Annotated in this window: 19 protein-coding genes and 1 pseudogene; 17 read left to right on the top strand and 3 right to left on the bottom strand. The window is 60.6% G+C overall.

Going from position 1 to position 21,381, the window contains the following annotated elements; genetic code table 11:
* Positions 1 to 17: 17 nt before the first annotated feature.
* On the top strand, positions 18 to 1,919 hold the full coding sequence (locus tag GHK62_RS08700; RefSeq protein ID WP_153438144.1) for a potassium transporter Kup: 1,902 nt from the start codon (positions 18 to 20) through the stop codon (positions 1,917 to 1,919).
* A gap of 92 nt (positions 1,920 to 2,011) precedes the next feature.
* Here GHK62_RS08700 and GHK62_RS08695 read toward each other — a convergent pair whose 3' ends face one another.
* On the bottom strand, positions 2,012 to 2,950 hold the full coding sequence (locus tag GHK62_RS08695; protein WP_153438142.1) for a helix-turn-helix transcriptional regulator: 939 nt from the start codon (positions 2,948 to 2,950) through the stop codon (positions 2,012 to 2,014).
* A 139-nt stretch (positions 2,951 to 3,089) separates the two neighbouring features.
* Between GHK62_RS08695 and GHK62_RS08690 the strand changes: the two genes are divergently transcribed.
* From GHK62_RS08690 to GHK62_RS08620, 15 genes and pseudogenes are all read left to right on the top strand, one after another.
* On the top strand, positions 3,090 to 3,764 hold the full coding sequence (locus GHK62_RS08690) for a hypothetical protein (protein ID WP_234886832.1): 675 nt from the start codon (positions 3,090 to 3,092) through the stop codon (positions 3,762 to 3,764).
* A 232-nt stretch (positions 3,765 to 3,996) separates the two neighbouring features.
* Positions 3,997 to 4,347 (top strand): hypothetical protein, encoded by a 351-nt coding sequence (locus tag GHK62_RS08685; protein WP_153438140.1) that lies wholly within the window; start codon positions 3,997 to 3,999, stop codon positions 4,345 to 4,347.
* A 482-nt stretch (positions 4,348 to 4,829) separates the two neighbouring features.
* Complete coding sequence (locus tag GHK62_RS08680; protein ID WP_153438139.1) at positions 4,830 to 5,615, top strand: DUF2092 domain-containing protein; 786 nt, start codon at positions 4,830 to 4,832, stop codon at positions 5,613 to 5,615.
* On the top strand, positions 5,612 to 5,920 hold the full coding sequence (locus GHK62_RS08675) for a hypothetical protein (RefSeq protein WP_153438137.1): 309 nt from the start codon (positions 5,612 to 5,614) through the stop codon (positions 5,918 to 5,920). The genes GHK62_RS08680 and GHK62_RS08675 overlap by 4 nt, the downstream gene beginning before the upstream one ends.
* A 45-nt stretch (positions 5,921 to 5,965) precedes the next feature.
* Positions 5,966 to 7,408, top strand: coding sequence for a DUF1254 domain-containing protein (locus GHK62_RS08670; protein ID WP_153438135.1), 1,443 nt, complete (start codon positions 5,966 to 5,968; stop codon positions 7,406 to 7,408).
* A 348-nt stretch (positions 7,409 to 7,756) separates the two neighbouring features.
* The gene (locus GHK62_RS08665; RefSeq protein WP_153438880.1) at positions 7,757 to 8,689 is read left to right on the top strand and encodes a formylglycine-generating enzyme family protein; all 933 of its coding nucleotides are present in this window, start codon (positions 7,757 to 7,759) and stop codon (positions 8,687 to 8,689) included.
* Positions 8,676 to 11,052 (top strand): annotated as a pseudogene (locus GHK62_RS08660) (arylsulfatase). Before GHK62_RS08665 ends, GHK62_RS08660 begins: the two are co-directional and overlap by 14 nt.
* 79 nt (positions 11,053 to 11,131) lie before the next feature.
* The gene (locus GHK62_RS08655; protein WP_234886831.1) at positions 11,132 to 12,454 is read left to right on the top strand and encodes an alpha/beta hydrolase; all 1,323 of its coding nucleotides are present in this window, start codon (positions 11,132 to 11,134) and stop codon (positions 12,452 to 12,454) included.
* Positions 12,455 to 12,553: 99 nt separating this feature from the next.
* Positions 12,554 to 13,345, top strand: coding sequence for a hypothetical protein (locus tag GHK62_RS08650; protein ID WP_153438133.1), 792 nt, complete (start codon positions 12,554 to 12,556; stop codon positions 13,343 to 13,345).
* Between the two features lie 524 nt (positions 13,346 to 13,869).
* On the top strand, positions 13,870 to 15,012 hold the full coding sequence (locus tag GHK62_RS08645; protein ID WP_153438131.1) for a cell wall hydrolase: 1,143 nt from the start codon (positions 13,870 to 13,872) through the stop codon (positions 15,010 to 15,012).
* Between the two features lie 293 nt (positions 15,013 to 15,305).
* Complete coding sequence (locus GHK62_RS08640) at positions 15,306 to 15,665, top strand: AtpZ/AtpI family protein (protein WP_184108443.1); 360 nt, start codon at positions 15,306 to 15,308, stop codon at positions 15,663 to 15,665.
* A gap of 60 nt (positions 15,666 to 15,725) precedes the next feature.
* Entirely contained in the window at positions 15,726 to 16,478 is a 753-nt protein-coding gene (locus GHK62_RS08635) for a F0F1 ATP synthase subunit A (protein ID WP_184108444.1), read from the top strand.
* Between the two features lie 82 nt (positions 16,479 to 16,560).
* The gene (locus GHK62_RS08630; protein ID WP_012707029.1) at positions 16,561 to 16,788 is read left to right on the top strand and encodes a F0F1 ATP synthase subunit C; all 228 of its coding nucleotides are present in this window, start codon (positions 16,561 to 16,563) and stop codon (positions 16,786 to 16,788) included.
* Between the two features lie 77 nt (positions 16,789 to 16,865).
* A complete protein-coding gene (locus GHK62_RS08625; protein WP_153438126.1) occupies positions 16,866 to 17,477 on the top strand; it encodes a F0F1 ATP synthase subunit B in 612 nt (203 codons plus the stop codon).
* Between the two features lie 13 nt (positions 17,478 to 17,490).
* Positions 17,491 to 17,976, top strand: a complete 486-nt coding sequence (locus GHK62_RS08620) for a F0F1 ATP synthase subunit B (RefSeq protein WP_153438124.1) — start codon at positions 17,491 to 17,493, stop codon at positions 17,974 to 17,976.
* Between the two features lie 374 nt (positions 17,977 to 18,350).
* On the opposite strand, the gene GHK62_RS08615 is transcribed toward GHK62_RS08620, so the two are convergent.
* Both GHK62_RS08615 and GHK62_RS08610 read right to left on the bottom strand, forming a co-directional pair.
* Positions 18,351 to 19,001 (bottom strand): ribonuclease HII, encoded by a 651-nt coding sequence (locus tag GHK62_RS08615; protein ID WP_153438122.1) that lies wholly within the window; start codon positions 18,999 to 19,001, stop codon positions 18,351 to 18,353.
* A 198-nt stretch (positions 19,002 to 19,199) separates the two neighbouring features.
* The gene (locus GHK62_RS08610) at positions 19,200 to 20,357 is read right to left on the bottom strand and encodes a PA0069 family radical SAM protein (RefSeq protein ID WP_153438120.1); all 1,158 of its coding nucleotides are present in this window, start codon (positions 20,355 to 20,357) and stop codon (positions 19,200 to 19,202) included.
* A gap of 179 nt (positions 20,358 to 20,536) precedes the next feature.
* Between GHK62_RS08610 and GHK62_RS08605 the strand changes: the two genes are divergently transcribed.
* On the top strand, positions 20,537 to 21,067 hold the full coding sequence (locus tag GHK62_RS08605) for a glycosyltransferase family protein (protein ID WP_153438118.1): 531 nt from the start codon (positions 20,537 to 20,539) through the stop codon (positions 21,065 to 21,067).
* Positions 21,068 to 21,381 lie beyond the last annotated feature (314 nt).

The following is a 21,381-nucleotide window of genomic DNA, read 5'->3' as shown; positions in this document are numbered from 1 at the left end:
GAGCCTGTTGGACACGTATGTCTCAATTGTCTGCCCCTGCCGTACACGGGTCCGAGAATATGCGCCGCCTGCTCGTCCTCGGGCTCGGCTCGATCGGCGTCGTCTATGGCGATATCGGCACCAGCCCTCTTTACGCGTTCCGCGAGGCGCTGCGGCCCGTTTCGCATGACGGTGTCACGGACGTTGAGATCATCGGGTTGATCTCGCTGATGATCTGGACGCTGACCATCATCGTCACGATCAAGTATGTGCTCTTTCTATTGCGTGCCGATAACCAGGGGGAGGGCGGCACGCTCTCGCTGCTCGCTCTGTTGATGAAGACCGCTAACGGTCACACCTCGATTCTTTTCTTCATGGGCATTGCCGGAGCGGCTCTTTTCATCGGCGATGCGATGATCACGCCGGCACTGTCCGTGCTCTCGGCGGTTGAGGGGCTGAAGCTGGTGACGCCGGACCTGACCGATTATGTCGTTCCGATCGCCGTGGTGATCATGCTGCTGCTATTCGCAGTGCAGTCGAAGGGTACGGCTGCGGTTTCGAATTTCTTCGGGCCGATTACCCTTGTCTGGTTTCTGGTGATGGGCGCTGTCGGTCTGATGCACATCGCTGACGATCTGTCGATCTTCGCTGCGTTTAATCCGTACTACGCGGCCACATTCATGCTCAACGAAGGCTTCGTCGGCATGATCGTGCTCGGCGCGGTGTTTCTGACCGTGACCGGGGCGGAGGCACTTTATGCCGACCTCGGCCATTTCGGTCGGCGGCCGATTCAATGGGCATGGTTCACCGTGGTGTTTCCGGCACTGACGCTGAATTATCTCGGCCAGGGCGCCTTCGTTCTCAAGAACCCGCAGGCGATGTCCGATCCATTCTTCCTGATGTTTCCGAAATGGGCGCTGCTTCCAGCCGTCATCCTGGCGACGGCGGCGACGATCATTGCCAGCCAGGCCGTGATCACCGGCGCCTTCTCGCTGACGCGCCAGGCAATCCATCTCGGCTTCCTGCCGCGCATGGCGATCTTCCACACTTCCGAGACCCATACCGGCCAGATCTATCTGCCGAACGTCAACACCCTGCTGATGTTCGGCGTCATGGCCCTGGTCTTCATGTTCGGCTCCTCCGAGGCGCTGGCGACCGCCTACGGCATCTCCGTCACCGGTGCCATGGTCGTGACGACCATCCTGTCCTTCGAGTTCCTGCGTGCCCGCTGGAACTGGTCGGCCTGGTGGGCAGCCGGCACGCTGCTGCCACTGTTCACGTTGGAGTTCTTCTTCCTCGGCGCCAACATGCTGAAAATCCATGATGGCGGCTACGTGCCGATATTGATCGCGGCGACCTTCATCATAATCATGTGGACATGGAAGCGCGGGACGGAACTGCTGCATGCCAAGACGCGGCATATCGACATTCCGCTGGCGAGCTTCATCAAGTCGATCGAACGCAAGAGCGAGCATGCGCCGGTGGCGGTGCCCGGCACGGCGATTTTCCTGACAAGCGACCCGGAGTCGACGCCCGCGGCTCTCCTGCACAACATCAAGCACAATCACGTGCTGCATATGCAGAACTTCATCCTGACGATCCGTACGGCCAACACACCGAAAGTGCCCAAGGAGGAGCGGGTCAGCGCGAAGCCCCTGTCCGAACGCTTCACGCTTCTCGAGATGAAGTTCGGCTTCATGGAGACGCAGAACGTCTCCCAGGCCCTGGGTCTTTTCCGCAAGTCGGGGCTGAAATTCGACATCATGTCGACGTCCTTCTATCTCGGCCGCCGCAAGCTCGTACCCGACGCGCAGTCCGGCATGCCGCACTGGCAGGATCGTCTGTTCATCGCGCTCGCCAGCGCGGCGATCGACCCGTCGGACTATTTCCGTCTGCCGACCAACCGCGTGGTCGAGCTCGGTTCGCACGTGATCATCTGAAACGCCAGGGAAGACTATCTTCTTTCTCCGACGAAAATATCGCCGGTTCGCCTGCACGTATCCTTAGATCGCAGTGCAGCAAATTCAAAGTGCTACGGCGCCCTTTGCGCATCCGTCCGGAAGCGGGAGGGCGCCACTCCCGTCCAGCGCTTAAACGCGCGCGTGAAATGCGCGGAATCGCTGTAGCCTACCCTGAAGGCGATGTCGGTCATGCTGTGAACGCCTTCGCAGATCAACCGGATGGCCTCCCCGCGCCGCGTCTCGTCGAGCAAGTCCTCAAAATCGACGCCGCAAAACTTCAGGCGCCGCTGCAGGGTCCGAGCCGACATGCCAATGCTTCTTGCTACGACCTCCAGCCCAAGCGCATGACCATCGGACAGCCTTTCGCTAAGCAGCTTCGCCGCCTCCACCGTCGAGGCCAGTGCCTCTGTCACCTTCGAAGGGCGATTGCGTCGGATTTTGAGAGGAAGGTTCAGCAACTCCCGATCGATCTCGATCATATCGTGATCGCATCCCATTTCGATGTTGGGGCCCAAGCACTCCTCCAGCGCCTCGCTTCCGCGTGACCTCGACGCAGTCAGTCGAACTTTTATCGCGGAGGGCTCTCCCGCCAGAAGCGGCACCTTCCGCAATACGGCGAGGCTTCCGAAGATGAAGTGCCGCGGATCGAACTCGAAACGATCGGCGAAGCGGAAGATGATGCGAGCGGTTCCGCCTTCCACCACGAAGCGTACATCCGACCCGTGATGGATCGAGGACACGTTGGCTGCCGCGAGCACACATGCATCAGCCACGTTCTCCGCTGCGAGAACCGACTGTCCCCATTGGCCGAGATCGCGCAGTTCGGTCAAGCGCCCGACATGCGCGCCCGCGAACGGGTCCCCCAGGAGAGCGGCCAACTCGTTGGCCATGTGAAAGCACTGGGCGCGCGGAAGCCAGCCGTCCGCGTTCTGGAACACATTTGGCGAGATGCCGAGGCGCGCGCAGAACTCGATGGCCGAAACATCGTGCTTCGCGAGGTAGGGCGCCATCGGCAGAAAGGCCCTAACCCTGATGGAGGGTGCAGAATGTAACATCCGAGCAGCAAACTTGGCATGGAAAGGCAAGACGTAAGTTGAATACTATAGCAGTATGCAACCGGCTGAGAAGACCTTTGCGACGAAGTTGTTCATGGCAACGCTCAGCGACCTTGAGGAGGAACTGATGCCGTCGAAACTTACCGCCAGCTCCATTGCGATCACGTTTTTCGCTCTCAGTCACATAACGGCGTTGGCGCAAAGCACTGAGCCGGCGCCCGTACACGTCCCGTTGCAAAAGACGATCGGTCAGGCAAGAACCGAGGTCGTGCCGTCGCTGATCGTCCTCAATGCGCGCGGCGCCAATCTGGCGGACAAAACGTTGACCCTGACCGGCGTGGCCGCCAACTCCATACTGTTTGCGGATCGTCCGGTGCGGGCGGCTGGCCACGCGCCGACCAAGCAGCTAATCGAGGAGTGGGCGGAAGGCAGCGACAGTTTCGCCAAGGACCCGCCGAACGCAACCATATCCGTCTTGAGCAAGGACGGTTCGACGATCCGTGACGCGGTCGTCGTTCTGACGTCGCCCAAGCTCGATGGCGAGCAACTGTCCTTCGCCGTCGAGGTTCTGGAGGGAAGCCTCGATGGCGCCGACGGTCCGGCCTCGGTGTTCATCGACATTATCGGCATGCCGCTGACGCCGCTCTCCTTCGCCGGCGTCGCCCGCCGCACTGCCTATCGCGGCGCCTGGTACGCTGGTGCCGCCGCTGCGGCAGCCCCCTACTACCGCCCGGCCTGTGGCTATTATCCCTATCCGCCCTGCTATTGAAACGCTGGACTAAGTATCGCGGCAAAAAGGCAGGATCAAACCGAGCGCCGCTTTACCCGCACAGGGCTCTCCCGCAGCGATTGTACCGACTGGATTAAACCGATGTCGGATAGGGCCCCTGCGCATGTCATGAATCCGGCGCGGATTGGTTCGCGCTGGTGTCTGCGATGCTGGCGCGCTCAACACTCCTGTTACCGCGCGGCCAGCCCAACCCCTAGGAAGGAGCATGTTTATGAACAGAATTGCGACTTTCTCCGTCATCGCCGCCCTCTCCGCCTTCAGCTTCGGTGGAATGGCCTATGCCCAAGGCGCGACCATGAACTGGCCGAAGGAGATCGAGGCGACCGTGCGCAGCTATAGCGGCGACAAGGTGAATGTCGTCCTCGTCAGCACCCTGTCGGAGCAGGACCAGACGCGGATGTGGGTTGAAAACGCCACGCCGGACCAGCGCGCGGCGCTGCTTGCGGCAGTCGAAGCCAACAAGCCACTCTTGGAGAAACTTAAGGCACAGAATATCGAGATCGACAATATCGGCGGCGCCGAACAGGCGGCCGACGGCGGGCTGACGATCTACGTGCGCTAGTTCCTCCGGAGGGTGAAGAAGCGGGATGCGGAACCTTGATGAACTATGGGCGCATCCCGCTCCTATAATGGCCGCCGAAGCACCGGCCTTGGAGATGACCAGCGGGCCCGGCGAACGGCGGTTCCACACCGAACCGCTGACCTTGCTCGGGCATCGGGCGCAACTCGTTGGGCATATGAGAGCGTGGTGCGCGGGAGCCAGCCGGCCGCGTCCGGAACGCATTTGGCGAGATGCCGAGGCGCGCGCAGAACTCGATGGCCGAAACATCGTGCCTGGCGAGGCAGGGCCCATCGGCAGCAAGGCCCTAAGCCGGATCGAGGGTACAGAATATAACATCCGAGCAGCAAACTTGGCATGAAAAGGCAAGACGTAAGTTGAGCACTAGAGCAGTATGCAACCGATTGGGAAGGCTTTCGCAAGGAAGTTGACCCGGCGACCCACAGAAAACGAGTCCGCTAGGTGAGCAAATGAATGAACCCGTAATGAGATCGCCTGGCACGGCATGGCGCTCGTACACACTGATATCGATGCTCGTAGTCAGCGTGGTCGCATGGCCGGCCTCGGCGAGAGACGGGATCGACCCGGAGGCCGAGCGAATCCTGGCTGCGATGAGCGAGAATCTCAAGTCGATGCCCGCGCTTGGCGTCGACTACGACGCAGATCAGGAAATCCTCACTCTGGATGGCCAGAAGATTCAGTACAGCGCATCCGGCTCCATTGCACTCGATCGCGCGAAGGGTTTCCGGATGAAGCGTATGGGCCCCTTTGCCCAGGCGGAGGTGATATTCGACGGCACCACGATATCGCTCCACGACCGGATCACAAATGCTTATGCCCAACTGCAAAGTCCCGGCCGCAGCATTGAAGATGCGAGCGAGGAACTTCGCGCCACAACCGAACTTGATGCTCCGGGAGCGGAGTTGCTGGCAAGTGACCCCTATGCCGCCCTCACCGATGGCGTCACCGAGGGAACAGTTGTCGGATCGGCATTCGTCAACGGCGTCGAATGCGATCATCTCGCCTTCAGGACCGATATCGTCGACTGGCAAATCTGGATTAGCAAGGGCAGCAAGCCACTACCGCTCAAATATGTCATCACGACCAAATGGATGGCCGGGGCGCCGCAATACACGCTGCGGCTGAGCAACTGGAATTCGGACGGGATCGATACAGCGCAGTTCAAATTCACGCCGCCAGCCGACGCGAACAAAGTTGAACACGTCCATGCCGACGTTACCGGCGAGCTTGCACTGGAGGCGGCGCAATGAAGAGGCGCAGGTCGAAGGTCCTTTCGGTCGCCGTCGCCGGTCTGGCCATGCTTGCGGTCGATATCGTTCCCATGCCGTTCGTATCGGAGGCGCACGCAATCATAGGCCGGCCAGTAACGCCGGGAAGTGTGGCCGGCGTCGCCCGCCGTACGACGCGTCGAGTGATCCGCCGCTCCACCGTCTATGCCGCCACACTGCCGGCCGGCTGCGTCAGGACCAGCGTCAGCGGCGTCATGGTGTGGCGTTGCGGCGGGGTCTACTACCAACCAGAAGGCGGGCGCTACGTCGTCGTTTACATCGACTGAACTCAACGCATTGGTTCGCAACTCAATTTTTCTTGGAGGGACAGAATGGATATCACGCGTCGTGACTTGACGGTAGCCGGCCTTGGGGCGATGGCGGCTGGATCTCTTGCTACGCCGGCGATGGCCGCAGAAGGATTGGTAGCGGATTTGCCGGAAGGACTCGATGAGTTCGCGCTGGCTGTCGAGGCCTATATTTACGCCTATCCCCTGGTAACGATGGAAATGACCAGGCGGGTGATTACCAACGTCGCCGAGGCGGAGGGAAGCAGGGGCCCCATGGGGCATCTGATCAAGTTGCGCCAGTATCCGGACGCCAAGTTCCGGGACGTGACGGCACCCAACGCCGATACCCTCTATACGACTGCGTTCTTTGACGTGGGGGATGAGCCCTGGGTCGTTAGCCTGCCCGACATGAAAGACCGCTATGCCCTGTTTCCGATGCTGGACGGCTGGACGACAGTGTTCGATGTTCCCGGAAAACGCACCACGGGCACGGACGCCCAGACGTTCGTGGTCACCGGCCCCGGTTGGGAGGGGAAGCTCCCGGAGGGTGTGACGCAGTACAAGTCTCCGACGAGCATCGTGTGGCTGCTGGGACGCATCTACTGCACCGGCACCCCGGAGGACTACGCCGAAGTTCATAAACTGCAGGATGAAGTGAAGCTCTACCCCTTGAGCGCTTGGGGGAAGGACTGGGCTCCACCCGAGGGCAAGGTCGATCCGTCGATCGACATGAAGACCGCCGTTCGCGAGCAGGTCAACAACATGGACGCCATCGAGTACTTCACTCTCTTCGCCGAGCTCCTGAAGCGCAATCCGCCGACCGACGCGGACGCGCCCATGGTCGCCAAGCTCGCTGAACTGGGAATCGTTCCCGGTCAGGACTTCGACAAGACCAAATTCGATCCGGCATTTGTGAAGCGCGTCCCGCAGCTCGGCTTCGCACGCATCATGATGCATTTCAAATTCAGCGACGGCGACGTGCAGGATATTGATGGCTGGGGCTTCACGACAAAGACCGGCATCTACGGTACCAACTATATGCAGCGTGCCCTGGTCACCGCGATCGGTCTCGGAGCAAATCGGCCGCAGGATGCGATCTATCCAACCTCGCTGAAATCTGACAGCGGACTGATCAAGCGGGCATATAACGGGTCCGAGAAGTACGTTCTGACATTCAAGAAAGGCCTGACGCCGCCTGTTTCGGGCTTCTGGTCATTGACCATGTATGATGCCGACTACTTCTTTGTCGACAATCCGCTGAATCGCTACTCGATCAGCGCAAGGCAGCCACTCAAGGCAAATCCGGACGGCTCGATCGACCTGTTGATCCAGCATGAATCACCTGGAGCGGACAAGGAATCGAATTGGCTCCCGGCGCCCAAAGGAAAGTTCATTCTAATGATGCGCCTCTATTGGCCCAACGAGAGCAATCCGTCCATCATTGACGGTTCTTGGACGATACCGCCCGTGAAGAGGGTGAGTTGACATCTGTATTGACGCGCACGCTACCGTGGCGGCTGCAAAGCCCACCATCGATTTCTCACGTCTCACACCGGAAGCATGGTGCGATTGAGATATAGCGATAATGATCCCTGTGGCACAGCGAGAAAGCCGAAAGTACAGCGTTTCCGGCGGCTCTTACTGGTACCCGTCGAGACTACTTGAACAGGCCGTTTCTGCCCGTAGTTGGCATCAAATGGCAAGCGCCGCGCTTGCGCTTATTGTAACGCTGTGACCAAGCGTTGCGAACGCGTTGTCGCCACGGGGCAAGGGGGAAGCGTGACCTTGGAAGCGGCTCACCGAACCGGCGTTGCTGGGTGCGCGCACGCCGGCATGATCTTCATCGAGGGCGGAACCTTCTCGATGGGGTCCGACGCACGCTATCCCGAAGAGGGGCCGATACATCGCGTTCGTGTCGATGGCTTTCTAATCGATGAAACGCCTGTAACAAATGCCGAGTTTTCGGAGTTTGTTGAGGCGACCGGTTATCGCACCTTTTCGGAATCTCCTCCTGATCCACGGGACTACCCCGGTATTTTACCGGAGATGCTGTATGCCGGTTCATTGGTCTTTCATCAGCCGAACGGGGCCGTCGACCTGCAAGACTGGACTCGATGGTGGTCCTTTCTGGAGGGGGCCTGCTGGCATCACCCATACGGGCCGGGAAGCAACATCAAAGGGTTGGATGACCATCCAGTCGTTCATGTTTCCTACCACGACGCGCTCGCGTACGCGCGGTGGAGGGGCAAGGATCTTCCAACGGAGGCTGAGTGGGAGTTTGCTGCCAGAGGCGGCCTCGATGGCGCTGAATATGCCTGGGGCTCGGAATTTATCCCTGCCGGACGTCATCTGGCCAATACCTGGCAGGGCGCCTTCCCGAGAACCAATAACGTTGAGGACGGTTATTCGCGCACCTCTCCGGTCAAAGCCTTCCCGCCCAACGGATACGGCCTTTACGACATGATCGGGAACGTTTGGGAGTGGACGTCCGACTGGTTTTCGCCGCGGCACGAGGCAGACCCCTCGAAGGCGTGCTGTATTCCCAGAAACCCGCGCGGCGGGCGCGAAGCCGACAGCCATGATCCCTGTCAGCCCGAGATAAGAATTCCGCGCAAGGTGTTGAAGGGCGGGTCGCATCTATGTGCGCCCAACTACTGCCGTCGCTATCGTCCAGCGGCGCGGCATGCCGAGCCTATAGACACCTCAACATGTCACGTCGGTTTCAGATGCGTTATCAGACCGAGAGGGTCGTATGAAGTCACCTAAGCACGCGAGAACACGTTGGTTGGGAGTGAGCACGGCGCTCCTGCTTCTGAGCGCTCCCGCAATGGCTCAGGAATCATTGCCTTTTCCGCCGAAGCCCTCAGGGAGCAAAGCCGGCCCGACGATAGCTCAGTCCACCTACAGCCCGTTGCCTGCGCAGCCGCGCCTTCCCGCGAACGCCCCGAACATCGTCGTTATCATGCTTGATGACGTCGGCCCGGCGTTGCCGGACACCTTCGGCGGAGTGATCGAAACACCGACGTTGAGCCGCCTTGCGGAAGACGGAGTGTCCTACAATCGCTTCCACAATGCCGCCATGTGCTCCCCCTCGCGGGCGGCATTGCTGACGGGGCGCAACCATCATCGCGTCGGGAATGGCCAGATCGCCGAGTTGGCAAACGATTGGGACGGATATACCGGGAGGATACCACGCACCTCCGCAACCGTCGCGAAAGTCCTTGGCTATTACGGTTACGCGACTGCAGCCTTCGGCAAATGGCATAATACCCCGGCCAATGAAACGACCGCGGTCGGCTCGTACACGGACTGGCCCGCCGGCGAAGGAATCGGGTTCGATTATTTCTATGGTTTTCTTGCCGGGGAATCCTCCCAGTGGGAGCCCCCCGTTGTCGAAAACACCGTTCGCGTCGATCCATCTCACGGGAAGGAAGGCTACCACTTCACCGAGGACATGACCGACAAGGCGGTGTCGTGGATGAAGCAGGTGCACGCGCTGACGCCGGACCGGCCCTTCTTCATGTACTGGGCGCCCGGCGCTGCACATGGTCCGCATCACATCTTCAAGGAATGGGCGGACAAGTACAAAGGCAAATTCGATGACGGCTGGGATGCCATGCGAGAGCGCATCTATGCACGCCAAAAACAACTCGGTTGGATACCGGAGAATACGGAACTAACGCCCCGCCCGGATACGCTTGCGGGATGGAAGGACATTCCAGAAGACGAGAAGCCGTTCCAGCGTCGGCTGATGGAGGTCTTTGCAGGCTATACCGAACATGCGGACACTCAGGCCGGGCGGTTGATCGAGGCCCTCGATGAACTGGGAATTCGCGACAATACCCTCATCTTCTATGTCTGGGGCGACAACGGGTCCAGCGCGGAAGGCCAGAACGGTACGATCAGCGAGCTTCTGGCGCAGAACGGCATCGCTACGGAAATCAAGGATCACATCCGCACGATGAATGAATTGGGTGGAATGGATGTTCTCGGATCACCCAAGGCCGACAACATGTATCATGCCGGCTGGGCCTGGGCCGGTTCCACGCCGCATCGATCGACCAAGCTGGTTGCCGCCCATTTCGGCGGAACGCGAACGCCGCTCGTGGTCTCCTGGCCGAGCAGGATCAAGCCGGACAAGAAACCGCGCTCCCAGTTCCATCATCTCAACGACATCGTGCCAACGATCTATGACGTTCTGGACATTCAGCCGCCGAAGCTCGTGGACGGCATCACCCAGGACCCCCTCGATGGTGTCAGCATGACTTACACCTTCGACTCTCCCGAGACTGCGGGGCAGAAGAAGGAGCAGTACTTCGAGATCATGGGCAGCCGTGCCATCTATCAGGAAGAGTGGATCGCATCCGTCTTCGGGCCGCGTACACCATGGACTCCCGGCCTCGATCCCGCCATCTTCAAATGGTCGCCGGACAATGACGTGTGGGAACTTCACGATCTCAGCAAGGACTACTCCCAGGCGAAGGACGTCGCGGCCGATCATCCCGAAAAAGTCGAGGAACTGAAAAAGGCGTTTGGCGTTCAGGCCGAAGCCAACAAGGTGTTCCCCGTCGGGGGAGGGCTATGGTCTGCCGTCTTCCATCCGGAAGATGCGCCGTCCAATCCCGCGACCGAGTTCCAGTTCACGCAAGACGTCGTGGGTGTTCCCGAATTCACGGCGCCGAAAGTTGGAGCTCGCAGCAACCTTGTAACCATCGAGGCGGAATTGAAGCCGGACTCGGAGGGCGTGCTCTACGCATTGGGTGCCTTTTCGGGTGGTGTCGCTTTGTGGGTCGAGAACGGCAAGCTCACCTACGAGTACAATCTGTTCGAGATCGAGCGGACGCGTCTTCAATCCTCCGAACCGTTGCCGAGCGGCAAGGTCAACATAGAGGTCGAAACGCAAGTCCGGCAGCAATCGCGGCGCACCGCTCGACGTCGTTATCCGCATCGATGGCAAAGAGGTGGCGAAAGGGCGCGTGCCGCGCTCCGCTCCGCTCGCGTTCACCGCCAATGACGCCTTCGACGTGGGCAGAGACAGCTACTCTCCAGTCTCCCTCGCATACTTTGACCGCAAGCCGTTCGCCTTCAACGGCAAGATCGAACGTCTGAAGGTCGAATACTTGAAGTGAGCACCGGTTTCGGTCGAACCGGCAAACTCTGCGTTTGCCGGTCCTTCTTTCCGCCGGCGTGCATACAGGAGTAATTGAATTGACGCGGCACCACTCCCGGAACGCCAAAGGCGGAGGACGACTGTCATGGCTGCTTTTACCATGCGTCGCGGCCTTGAGCGCGATGGTGCTCTCCGCGTGTGCGGGCCGCCCGACGGGGGTGCTCGTGCCGGTAGCGGCCAATCCGTCAGCCACCCAAGTTGAAATGCTGGTTGCGACGACCCGGGGCCGGGCGGAAAAGCCGGGCGAGATGTTCAGCGGTGAACGCGCGCTCATTCCGGCATTCGCGGACATTACAGTGTCCATTCCGCCTGAGACCGCACGCAAGGCGGGTGAAGTCGCTTGGCCGCGCAAGCTTCCGCCGAATCCGGAGACGGACTTCGCAGCGTTGAAGGCGGCGGAAGTTGACCGCAGTGCGGCCGAAAAATGGTTGAACAGCCATGTGCGCAAGAGCCCGGATGGCAGCGTCCTCGTCTTTATCCATGGGTTCAACAACCAGTTCGAGGATGCGGTCTTCCGTTTTGCGCAGATCATCCACGACTCGGGTGCGCACAGCGTACCGGTGCTTGCGACGTGGCCGTCACGGGGGAGTCTGCTCGCCTATGGCTACGACCGCGAAAGCACCAACTATACCCGCAACGCGGTAGAAGACTTGTTTCAGTATCTGGCGCGTGATCCCGAGGTTAAGGAAGTCTCGATCCTGGCCCATTCGATGGGCAATTGGCTGGCGCTGGAATCCTTGCGGCAGATGGCCATCCGCAACGACGGGCTGCCGGCGAAGTTCAAGAATGTCATGTTGGCGGCGCCGGACGTGGATGTCGACGTCTTCGGTTCGCAGATCGCCGACATGGGCAAGCAACGGCCGCGCTTCACGCTCTTCGTTTCCCGCGATGACCGTGCGCTCGCCGTTTCTCGTCGCGTCTGGGGAAATGTCTCGCGGCTGGGAGCGATCGATCCGGAGCAGTCGCCCTACAGGGAGGAACTGGCTGCGAACGGGATCACCGTCATCGATCTCACCAGGATCAAGGCAGGTGACAATCTGCACCACACAAAGTTCGCGGAGTCGCCGGAAATCGTACAACTGATTGGCAGCCGACTGTCCAGCGGCCAGACCTTGACCGACAGTCGTCTGGGGCTTGGCGACCATATCGTGGCGGTGACCGCCGGGGCCGCCCAGACCGTCGGAACCGCAGCAGGCCTGGTCGTTGCTGCTCCTGCTGCCATAGTCGATCAGAACACGCGGCAGAATTACGTCCACCACGTCGAGACACTCGTCGGACCATCCGGCGCGGCGAGGTCAAATACGTCCGATAGCGCGTGCGGAGAGCAGAGTCAGGAGAGGTCCGGGAACTGCAGCCGATAGCCCGGCAGATGACGGATCAGGCTGCTGTCCTGAGCCGGGATTGAACGAGGGGCTTGGAAGAGAGATTGCTCGCAACAGCGACCGTTACAGGGAGATATCATGAAGATTTGCATCGTTCGTACTCTAGCGGCAATCGGAACTTGCCTCGTTGCCGGCACGGTCAAGGCCGCGGACATTTATTCCCCGATGACGCCGGAGGTTCAGCAGACGACCACCGAAAGCGGATGGACCTTTTCCTTCGCCCCCTATTTCTGGGCGGCCGGATTGTCGGGTGACGTCGCGCAGTTCGGGCTGCCGGCGGTGGATGTCGATGCCAGTTTCAGCGATATCTTCGATCACCTTGAGTTCGGTGCGATGGCGATTGGCGAAGCCCGCAACGGACCGTACAGCATCTTCGCTGACGTCATGTACACCAAGATTTCGGGCCAAGCGGGCACACCGCGAGGTGTTCTCGCAACGGACGTCGAGCTCACATCGGAAACGTTCGCCGGGCTGCTCGGCGTGGGATACTCCGTCTTCGAGAGCGGGGCAGCTCGGTTGGACGTGGTCGGCGGCCTGCGCGTATGGTCCGTCGAAAGCGAGCTTTCCTTCCACGGCGGGCTTCTTGATGGGCGCTCCAGAAGCGATGACGCCACCTGGGTGGACGGTCTGGCCGGCTTTCGCGGTACCTATTCGCTGACACCTGAAATTTACCTGACGGGTTGGGGGCTCATCGGTGCCGGTGCTGCCGATCTCGACTGGGACGTTGCCGCGGCGATCGGCTACCGGTTCAGCGACACGATTTCGGCGGTTGCCGGCTACCGCGCTCTGGGGGTGGACTATAGCGACGACGGATTCGTGTTCGATGCCGTCCAGCAGGGGCCGATCCTTGGGCTTGTGCTGCGGTTTTAGCGATGCTCGTGCGCTCGCCTGGGCGCTCAACGGTGCGCCCAGCGACTGGCACCGTTCGCCAAAGAGGATCCGGTGCGGCGGTGGCGATTACACTGCGGCGGAACGGCAGGGCCTCGATGATGTCTGGTACCAGCCCATATTGCTCTTCAACGACGCAACGCCCACCGCCTTGAGCTTCAAAGAAACGGCCCGTTGCTCCGACATCAACTCGCGCAACTGCATTTCCTGTCGTCCATTAAACCAGCATTAACCATGACGCTCCTATGGTTCATGCATGGAGAGTTAGAGATGAGGGTTAGCCCGGAGCTGACGCGCACAAAGCGCACAAGCAACTAGGTTATTCCTGCATTTTCTAGGCTCTACCGAGGCGGTTTCGGTGCGCTGTCCGACCGCTTCCAAATCTTAGCTTCCTGCACGGAATCTTGGAGCTGGCCCTTCGCCGGCTTGGGAGAACGCGTGCCCGAGTAAGTGTTGCGTGGAGCCGGTTGGTGCGTAAGAGCCAGAAGTTGCGTTGCAAGTCTCGTATGTCTTTGCCGGCCTGGGCTGCGCCCGCGATGATCGGCATTGCCATTTTCCTGAGCTTCCCCTCAGCGGTCGCCTATTCCGACCTGGCGACCTTCCTGTCCGGCATCAACCGAGGCGGCGAGCGCTGGCGGATGTATCTGACACAATCGCCGGCGGGTTCGCTGCACGAGGTCGAGATGGTGTTCGCCGATCCGATCACCACCGGTGCCCTGGATGGTGGTGCCGGCATCACGATGCCCGACGGCAGCCATGTGGCGCTGACCGCGGAAACCAAGCACGAGGGCGCCTCGCCAGACGAAGACCGCGTGACCCGCAAGCTGAAGAAGGGTCGGATCATTGCCGTCACCCCCGTGACGCCGCCGAAGGACTTTACCGCCGGTTCGATCCTCCAGCGTACGAGTTCGCTGATGGAGCCGGACTTCGACGGGCTCGAGAAGATGGTTTTCGCCAAGCCGCGTATCAAGGGCAAGGAGATCGAGATCGCCACGGCCTTCTACCGAAAGAAGCCGCCGAAGGCCGATCCCGGCGTTTCGCCGATGCTCGCCAAGCTGATTACCAACGACAAGGCCGATATTCTTGCGACCGCCTATGTCCGGCCCGAGCCGGACTATGCGCGTGAGTCGCCCTTCGATTCGATTCTCAGGGAAGACAAGAACGCCGGCCGCTTCATTCCGGAAATCGCGCCCGACGACCACGCCTGGGCGGCAACCGCCTTGCCCGCCACGGTCTTCAGCAAGGAAGAGCAGACCTGCCTCGCCGAAGGAATCTACTTCGAGGCCCGCAGCGAGTCCGTGAAAGGCCAGGCCGCAGTGGCGCAGGTCATTCTCAATCGCGTCCGCAACCCGACCTACCCGAAGACGATTTGCGGCGTCGTCTATCAGAACAAGGCCTGGCGCAACCGTTGCCAGTTCTCCTTCGCCTGCGACATGATCCGCGACCTGATCTACTCGCGCTCGCACTGGAAGACCGCCAAGGAAGTCGCAATGGCCGTCACCGCCGGTAAGATCTGGCTGCCGGAAGTGGGGTCGGCAACACATTATCACGCGACCTATGTGAACCCGGCCTGGGCAAAAACCATGAAGCGCGTCGGCAAGATCGGCTTGCACATCTTCTATCGCACCTATGGCGGCGGCTGGAGCTGATAGACAGTCTCGACTCCGCCGGATGATCTGGCGCCGCGCGGTTACCTGATACAGTCCGGTCGCCGCCGATTCTCGTTGCTGCTTTGCCGCAGCTTGCCAATATTCTGGCTAACTATCTGAAATCATGGAGAAATATTGTCCACGTCGAAGGGGCTCGCATGCCTTGACTATGCGGGTGCCTAAAACTATGTTGCGCGCGACTTCAAATGGGGCCGAAGCGTGGCTTGAACACCGGCCGTTTGTATGACCGAGATCGCGTTTAAGACCGCGTGGGGACTGCAAAGGGGAGCCATGTGACGGAGAAGCCGGAAGAAAGTCTGGAAACGCGGCTGAAGCGCCTTGGCGACGACATCGCGTCCAAGCGGACGGACAAGTCGGACGACGTCGAGACGCGCGCTGCGGAAAGTCGGCAAGGCTACGCGGCGGCGATGAAGCTCTCGAGCGAGTTCATCGCCGGCATCGTGGTCGGGGCGTTTCTGGGCTATCTTTTGGACCACTTTGCGGGTACAGGGCCGTGGGGCATGATCGTCTTGCTGCTGCTCGGGTTCTGTGCCGGCGTCTTGAATGTGCTGCGGTCGGCCGGGCTGGTGGCAACGCCGGACCAGGGAAGACGCAGCCCTGGAAATGACAAGAAGGACGGGGATGGCGCCTGAGGCGTTGCCCGAATGAACACGATTTCCGCTCGCGGGCGGGCAAAACGAAAGAGAAGCGCGGTGTCAAACGATCCGACCCACCAGTTCCTGGTCAACAAGATTGTCCCGATCGAGATTGGCGGAATTGACTTTTCCTTCACCAATGCGTCGCTGTTCATGGTCGCGACCGTCGGTGCGGCTGCCGGCTTTCTCTATCTGACGACCTCGCAGCGCGGCCTGATCCCGACGCGCATGCAGTCGGTCTCGGAAATGTCCTATGAATTCATCGCCTCGATGCTGCGCGAGGGGGCCGGAAGCCACGGGATGAAATTCTTCCCGATGGTGTTCTCGCTGTTCATGTTCATCCTGACGGCGAACCTGCTCGGCATGTTTCCCTATTTCTTCACCGTCACCAGTCAGATCATCGTTACCTTCGCACTCGCCGTCTTCGTGATCGGCACGGTCATTCTCTACGGCTTCTATAAGCACGGCCTGAGCTTCCTTAAGCTTTTCGTGCCGCATGGGGTGCCGGGTGCGCTCCTGCCGCTGGTGGTGTCGATCGAAGTCATCTCGTTCCTTTCCCGTCCGATCAGCCTGTCGGTCCGTCTCTTCGCCAACATGCTGGCCGGCCACATCACGCTGAAGGTCTTCGCAGGCTTCGTCGCCTCGCTCAGCGCGTTTGGCGCGCTCGGCATCGGCGGCGCGGTCCTGCCGCTCCTCATGACCGTCGCTCTCACCGGTCTTGAATTCCTGGTCGCCTTCCTCCAGGCCTATGTCTTTGCGGTGCTGACCTGCATGTACCTCAACGACGCCGTCCATCCGGGAAGCCACTAGGGAATAACAGTCGCTGGCTTCCGGTCGGACAAACCGCCGGAAGCACAAATCTAAGCCGCAACACCATTCGAAGGAGTCAATCATGGAAGCGGAAGCAGCAAAGTTCATCGGTGCAGGTCTTGCATGCCTCGGTATGGCCGGCACGGCTCTCGGCCTCGGCAACATCTTCGGCAGCTACCTGTCCGGCGCTCTGCGCAATCCGTCGGCTGCTGACGGCCAGTTCGGCCGCCTCGTATTCGGCTTCGCCGTTACGGAAGCTCTGGGCATCTTCTCGCTGCTCGTAGCCCTGCTCCTCCTCTTCGCCGTCTAATACGGACCGAAGTTTTGACCGCGGCCTCCATCAGGGGCCGCGGTCACGCATATTCTTGAGTGCACCTGGAGGTGAGCATGTTTGTGACCGCGGCTTATGCCCAGTCAACCACCACTGAAGGCGAAGCGCACGAACCCGCTGCAGCCGGCGAGGTGCACACCGAAACGGGTGTGGCCCCCGAAGGCGAACACGGCACGGGCGTGTTCCCGCCCTTCGATTCGAGCCATTTCGCATCGCAGTTGCTTTGGCTCGCGATCACGTTCGGCCTCTTCTATCTATTGATGTCGAAGGTCATCATTCCGCGTATTGGCGGCATTCTCGAGACCCGCCACGACCGGATCGCTCAGGACCTGGATGAAGCGTCCCGCCTCAAAGGCGAAGCCGACGCTGCCATCGCGTCCTACGAGCAGGAACTGGCAACCGCCAAGGCCAAGGGCCATTCGATCGCCGATACGGCACGCGAGGCTGCTAAGGCGAAGGCCAGCGCCGACCGGACTGCGGTTGAGGCAGACTTGGCGAAGAAGATCACCGCCGCTGAAACGCGCATTGCCGATATCAAGTCCAAGGCGCTCGCCGATGTCGGCGCGATCGCCGAGGAAACGGCAACCGCGGTCGTCAAGCAACTGATCGGTGGAACCGTCACCAAGGCCGAGATCGCTGCCGCCGTCAAGGCATCGGCAGGCAACTGAGGAACAATGAACGATGGCACTTGATGCTACTTTCTACGCCCTTATCGGCCTGATCCTCTTCCTGGCCCTCATCGCCTATCTGAAGGTTCCGGGGATGATGGCCAGCGCGCTCGACGCTCGCGCCAACAAGATCGGCAACGAACTGGCGGAAGCCAAGCGCCTGCGCGAAGAGGCCCAGAGCCTGGTGGCCGAGTATCAGCGCAAGCGCAAGGACGCTGAGGCCGAGGCCGCCAGCATCGTTGCCGCCGCGCAGCGGGAAGCGGAAATGCTGACGGCGGAAGCCAAGCAGAAGACCGAGGAATATGTCGCGCGCCGCACGGCACTTTCCGAACAGAAGATCAAGCAGGCCGAAAGCGACGCGATCAATGCGGTCCGTTCGGCAGCCGTTGATCTGGCGATCAGCGCCGCAGAGAAGGTCTTGTCGACCAAGACCGATGCCGATGCGCAGGATACGCTGTTCAAGAAGGCGCTCGGCGAGGTCAAGACTCGGCTCAACTGAGACGGCAACGATCTGAAAATTCAAAGAAGGCGTCACCTCGCGAATTGACCCCCGAAAGTTGGACCTCCACTTTCGGGGGTTTTTTGCATGCGGCGAGTGCCTGAGGCGAGCGATTGCTGGACGTCGACGGCGAGGGGAGTTATCGCGGCGCCAGTCCAACCCTTGGGGGGAAGCTCGCTCGGCGGCCAATTCAATGTGCTGCAGCCATCTTTGCGCGTCTCGAAGACGGGCCGCGTTATAGCGCGGGATGCGCTTACGTGCGTTCGCGCCACCGCTTTATCCGTTTGCTTTTGCCGCATTTGCGCGACGTCAGGTGATTTCACCTGACTGCAAAATGCTCTGGCGCGCCACCTGTCGATTGCTGGTCGAAGGCATCAAACCTGGCGAAAGGGCCGGAAACTCATTCGATGCAGCGAGCAGGGGCCGTGGCTGTCGATGGCGTTTCGATGCTTTGTGGTGGCATAGCCGGCATGAATGGCGAAGCCATAGGCCGGGAAAGTGACATCGGCGCGCGCCATCATCCGATCGCGAGTCACCTTGGCGACGATCGATGCAGCAGCGATCGACATCGACCGGGAATCGCCTTTGATGATCGCTTTGGCGTGGCAGGAAATTCCCGGCGGAACATCACGGCCGTCGACGAGCAGGAAACGCGCGGTCGTGGAAAGACCATCGACGGCCCGGCGCATCGCGTCGAGGCTTGCCTTGAGAATATCGGTCGTGTCGATGCGTGTCGCCGAAGACGAGGCGATCGACACCGTCGCCGTCGCGAGAATTTGCTCAAATAGTGCTTCGCGCTGCTCGGCGCTCAGGAGCTTGCTGTCGTTCAGACCATTCGGAATGGCGTCCGGATCGAGAATGACCGCCGCAGCAACGACGGGGCCGGCCAAGGGTCCCCGCCCCGCCTCGTCCGCGCCGGCGACAGGCCAAAAACCATCGCGGCGGGCGGCAAGCTCGAAGCCGAAATCAGGGACGGGCAGCTCGATGGGAAAGAGTGGGGAATCGGGCGGATTGCGACGTGACATGCGGGGACCCTCGCATATTCGCCCGATTCCCTTCAAGCCCCCCGGTACGAGTGCGGCGGTAACCGGGAGGAAAACCAGCGCCATCACGAGGCAGGGGAGGGCGCCGGAACCGAGATTTTGCTTGAACGATGCTATCGAACTCCTGTCGGAGAGGAGATCGGCTTGTATTTGGCGAGAAGTCTCAGGGGGTGCGCTGACCTAAAGCAATGACAGTTGAACTCCCATTCCGAGTGGCGGCACGAAGACGTCATTGCGCAATTGCCGGCGCGTCAGGTTGAGCCCCAGGCGCTTGGCAGCAAGCTCGAAGCGCCGGCCGATCTGCCAGGCATAGGGGCCAGCCCCTTTCATGCGCTTGCCGAACTCGGCGTCATAGTCCTTGCCGCCACGCATGGAGCGGATCAGTGACATGACGTGGCGGTAGCGGTCCGGATAATTCCGCAGCAGCCAATCGCGAAAGAGCGGGCTTACCTCGAGTGGCAGCCGCAACAGCACGTAGCTCGCTTCCGACGCGCCCGCCGCCTTCGCCGAATCGAGCACGCGCTCGATCTCATGGTCGTTCAGCGCCGGGATGATCGGTGAAACCAGAACACCGGCGGGAATACCTGCATCCGAGATGGCGCGGATCGCCTCGAGCCGCTTTGCCGGCGTCGATGCCCGCGGTTCCATCGTGCGCGCCAGTTTTCGATCGAGCGTGGTCACCGAAATGCCGACCCGCGCCAATCCCATTTCCGCCATCGGGGCAAGCAGATCGATGTCGCGTGTCACCATGGCCGACTTGGTGACGATCATCACAGGGTGGTTTGCCGCCTTCAACACTTCGAGGATCTGGCGCATGATCCGCCATTCCTTCTCGATCGGTTGGTAGGGGTCGGTATTGGTGCCGATCGCGATCGGACGAACCTTATAGTCGGGCCTCGCCAACTCCCGTTCCAGCAGACGCGGGGCGTCGGGCTTGGCGAAAAGTTTGGACTCGAAATCGAGGCCCGCCGAGAGGCCCATATAGGCATGGGTCGGGCGCGCGAAACAGTAGATGCAGCCGTGCTCGCAACCGCGGTAAGGATTGATCGAGCGGTCGAAACCAATGTCCGGAGATTCGTTGCGCGTGATAACCGCACGTGGCTTCTCGACCTGGACTTCCGTCTTGAAGGGCGGCAGTTCCTCGATGCTCTCCCAACCGTCGTCGAAGACCTCACGCGATTGCGGTTCGAAGCGGCCGGACATGTTCAGGCCCGCGCCGCGGCCACGCCGGCGATCGATGTCGATCCTCAGGCCCGTCCCCTTGATCATTGCTTCGGCCTTGTCCGCGGTGTTGGCGGGCGCAAAGGCGCCCTGCCTCAATTGAGACAGCTCGGTCATCGATATCTCCTCGGAAGAGACGGGGCTTCGTTTCGTCCTGATTATTTTCCTATCGCAGGAGCGAGAACAAAGCAAGAACAAATCTTTAGAATTTGAGCGACAGAAGATCGCACCGGGGCGGCGAAGCGGGCGACCCCGATGGCTGTAGCATTTGTGAGTGCAATGCGGTAGGAACGACTATGCTGACGATCATCATGGAAACACGGGACAACGAGGCCGAGCTTGCGCAGACGCTGTCCGTGCTTGTTGCCGGCGCCGTGGAGGGCCTCGTCAGCGACGTCATCATTCTCGATCACGGTTCAAAGGACGGTTCGTCGCGCGTCGCCGATGCTGCCGGGTGCCGTTTCTGTGTCGATTGGGATTTGGGCGACATTGTCCGTTCTGCCCGGGGGGAATGGGTAATGCTCCTGGAGCCGGGCGCGCGACCGACCGGAAGATGGGTGGACGAGCTTCTCGAATATGTGTCGCTCAACAGAAACCCGGCGCGGTTCTCTCCCTCACGAATGCATCGCCGTCCGCTGTTAAGTCGTCTCTCGCGCAGGGCACGCCCGCTTGAGACGGGATTCCTGATGCAGAAGCGCGATGCAATCGCCGTCGCTCGCGCGAATATGCGGCTCAGCGACATGGTCAATGTTCGTGCGGTGCGCAAACTGTCGACTGAGATTGTTCCCGCTTGGGTGGCGGCCGGCAATCGGCCGGCTGCGGAGTAGTCGCTGGCTACTGCAAGAATGGGGTGCCTGTCTTGTCCGCGGCACCCCCCGAAGCGGCTCTCAAATGACCTTGCTAGCGAAAATGGCTTGCCATGCAATCCGGAGGACGGCACGTCGTATATATCCTGCTCTTCCCCCGCCCGTGTCGTCGGAAGATTTGTCTTCGCTGCGCTTGAGATGGATGATCGGTCTCGCCTTCGGCCACCCCCAACGCCGGCTGACGGTGAGAAATGTACCGGGCTTGATCGAGCCCGGCTGTTTCGTTGGGAACAACCCGCAGTTGGATGAGGAAAAATATCGAGACAAGGACTGCG

The organism is Sinorhizobium terangae, from assembly GCF_009601505.1.
Taxonomy (GTDB): domain Bacteria; phylum Pseudomonadota; class Alphaproteobacteria; order Rhizobiales; family Rhizobiaceae; genus Sinorhizobium; species Sinorhizobium terangae.
Note: the sequence above shows the minus strand (reverse complement) of the source record. Positions and strands in the feature narration are given on the sequence as shown.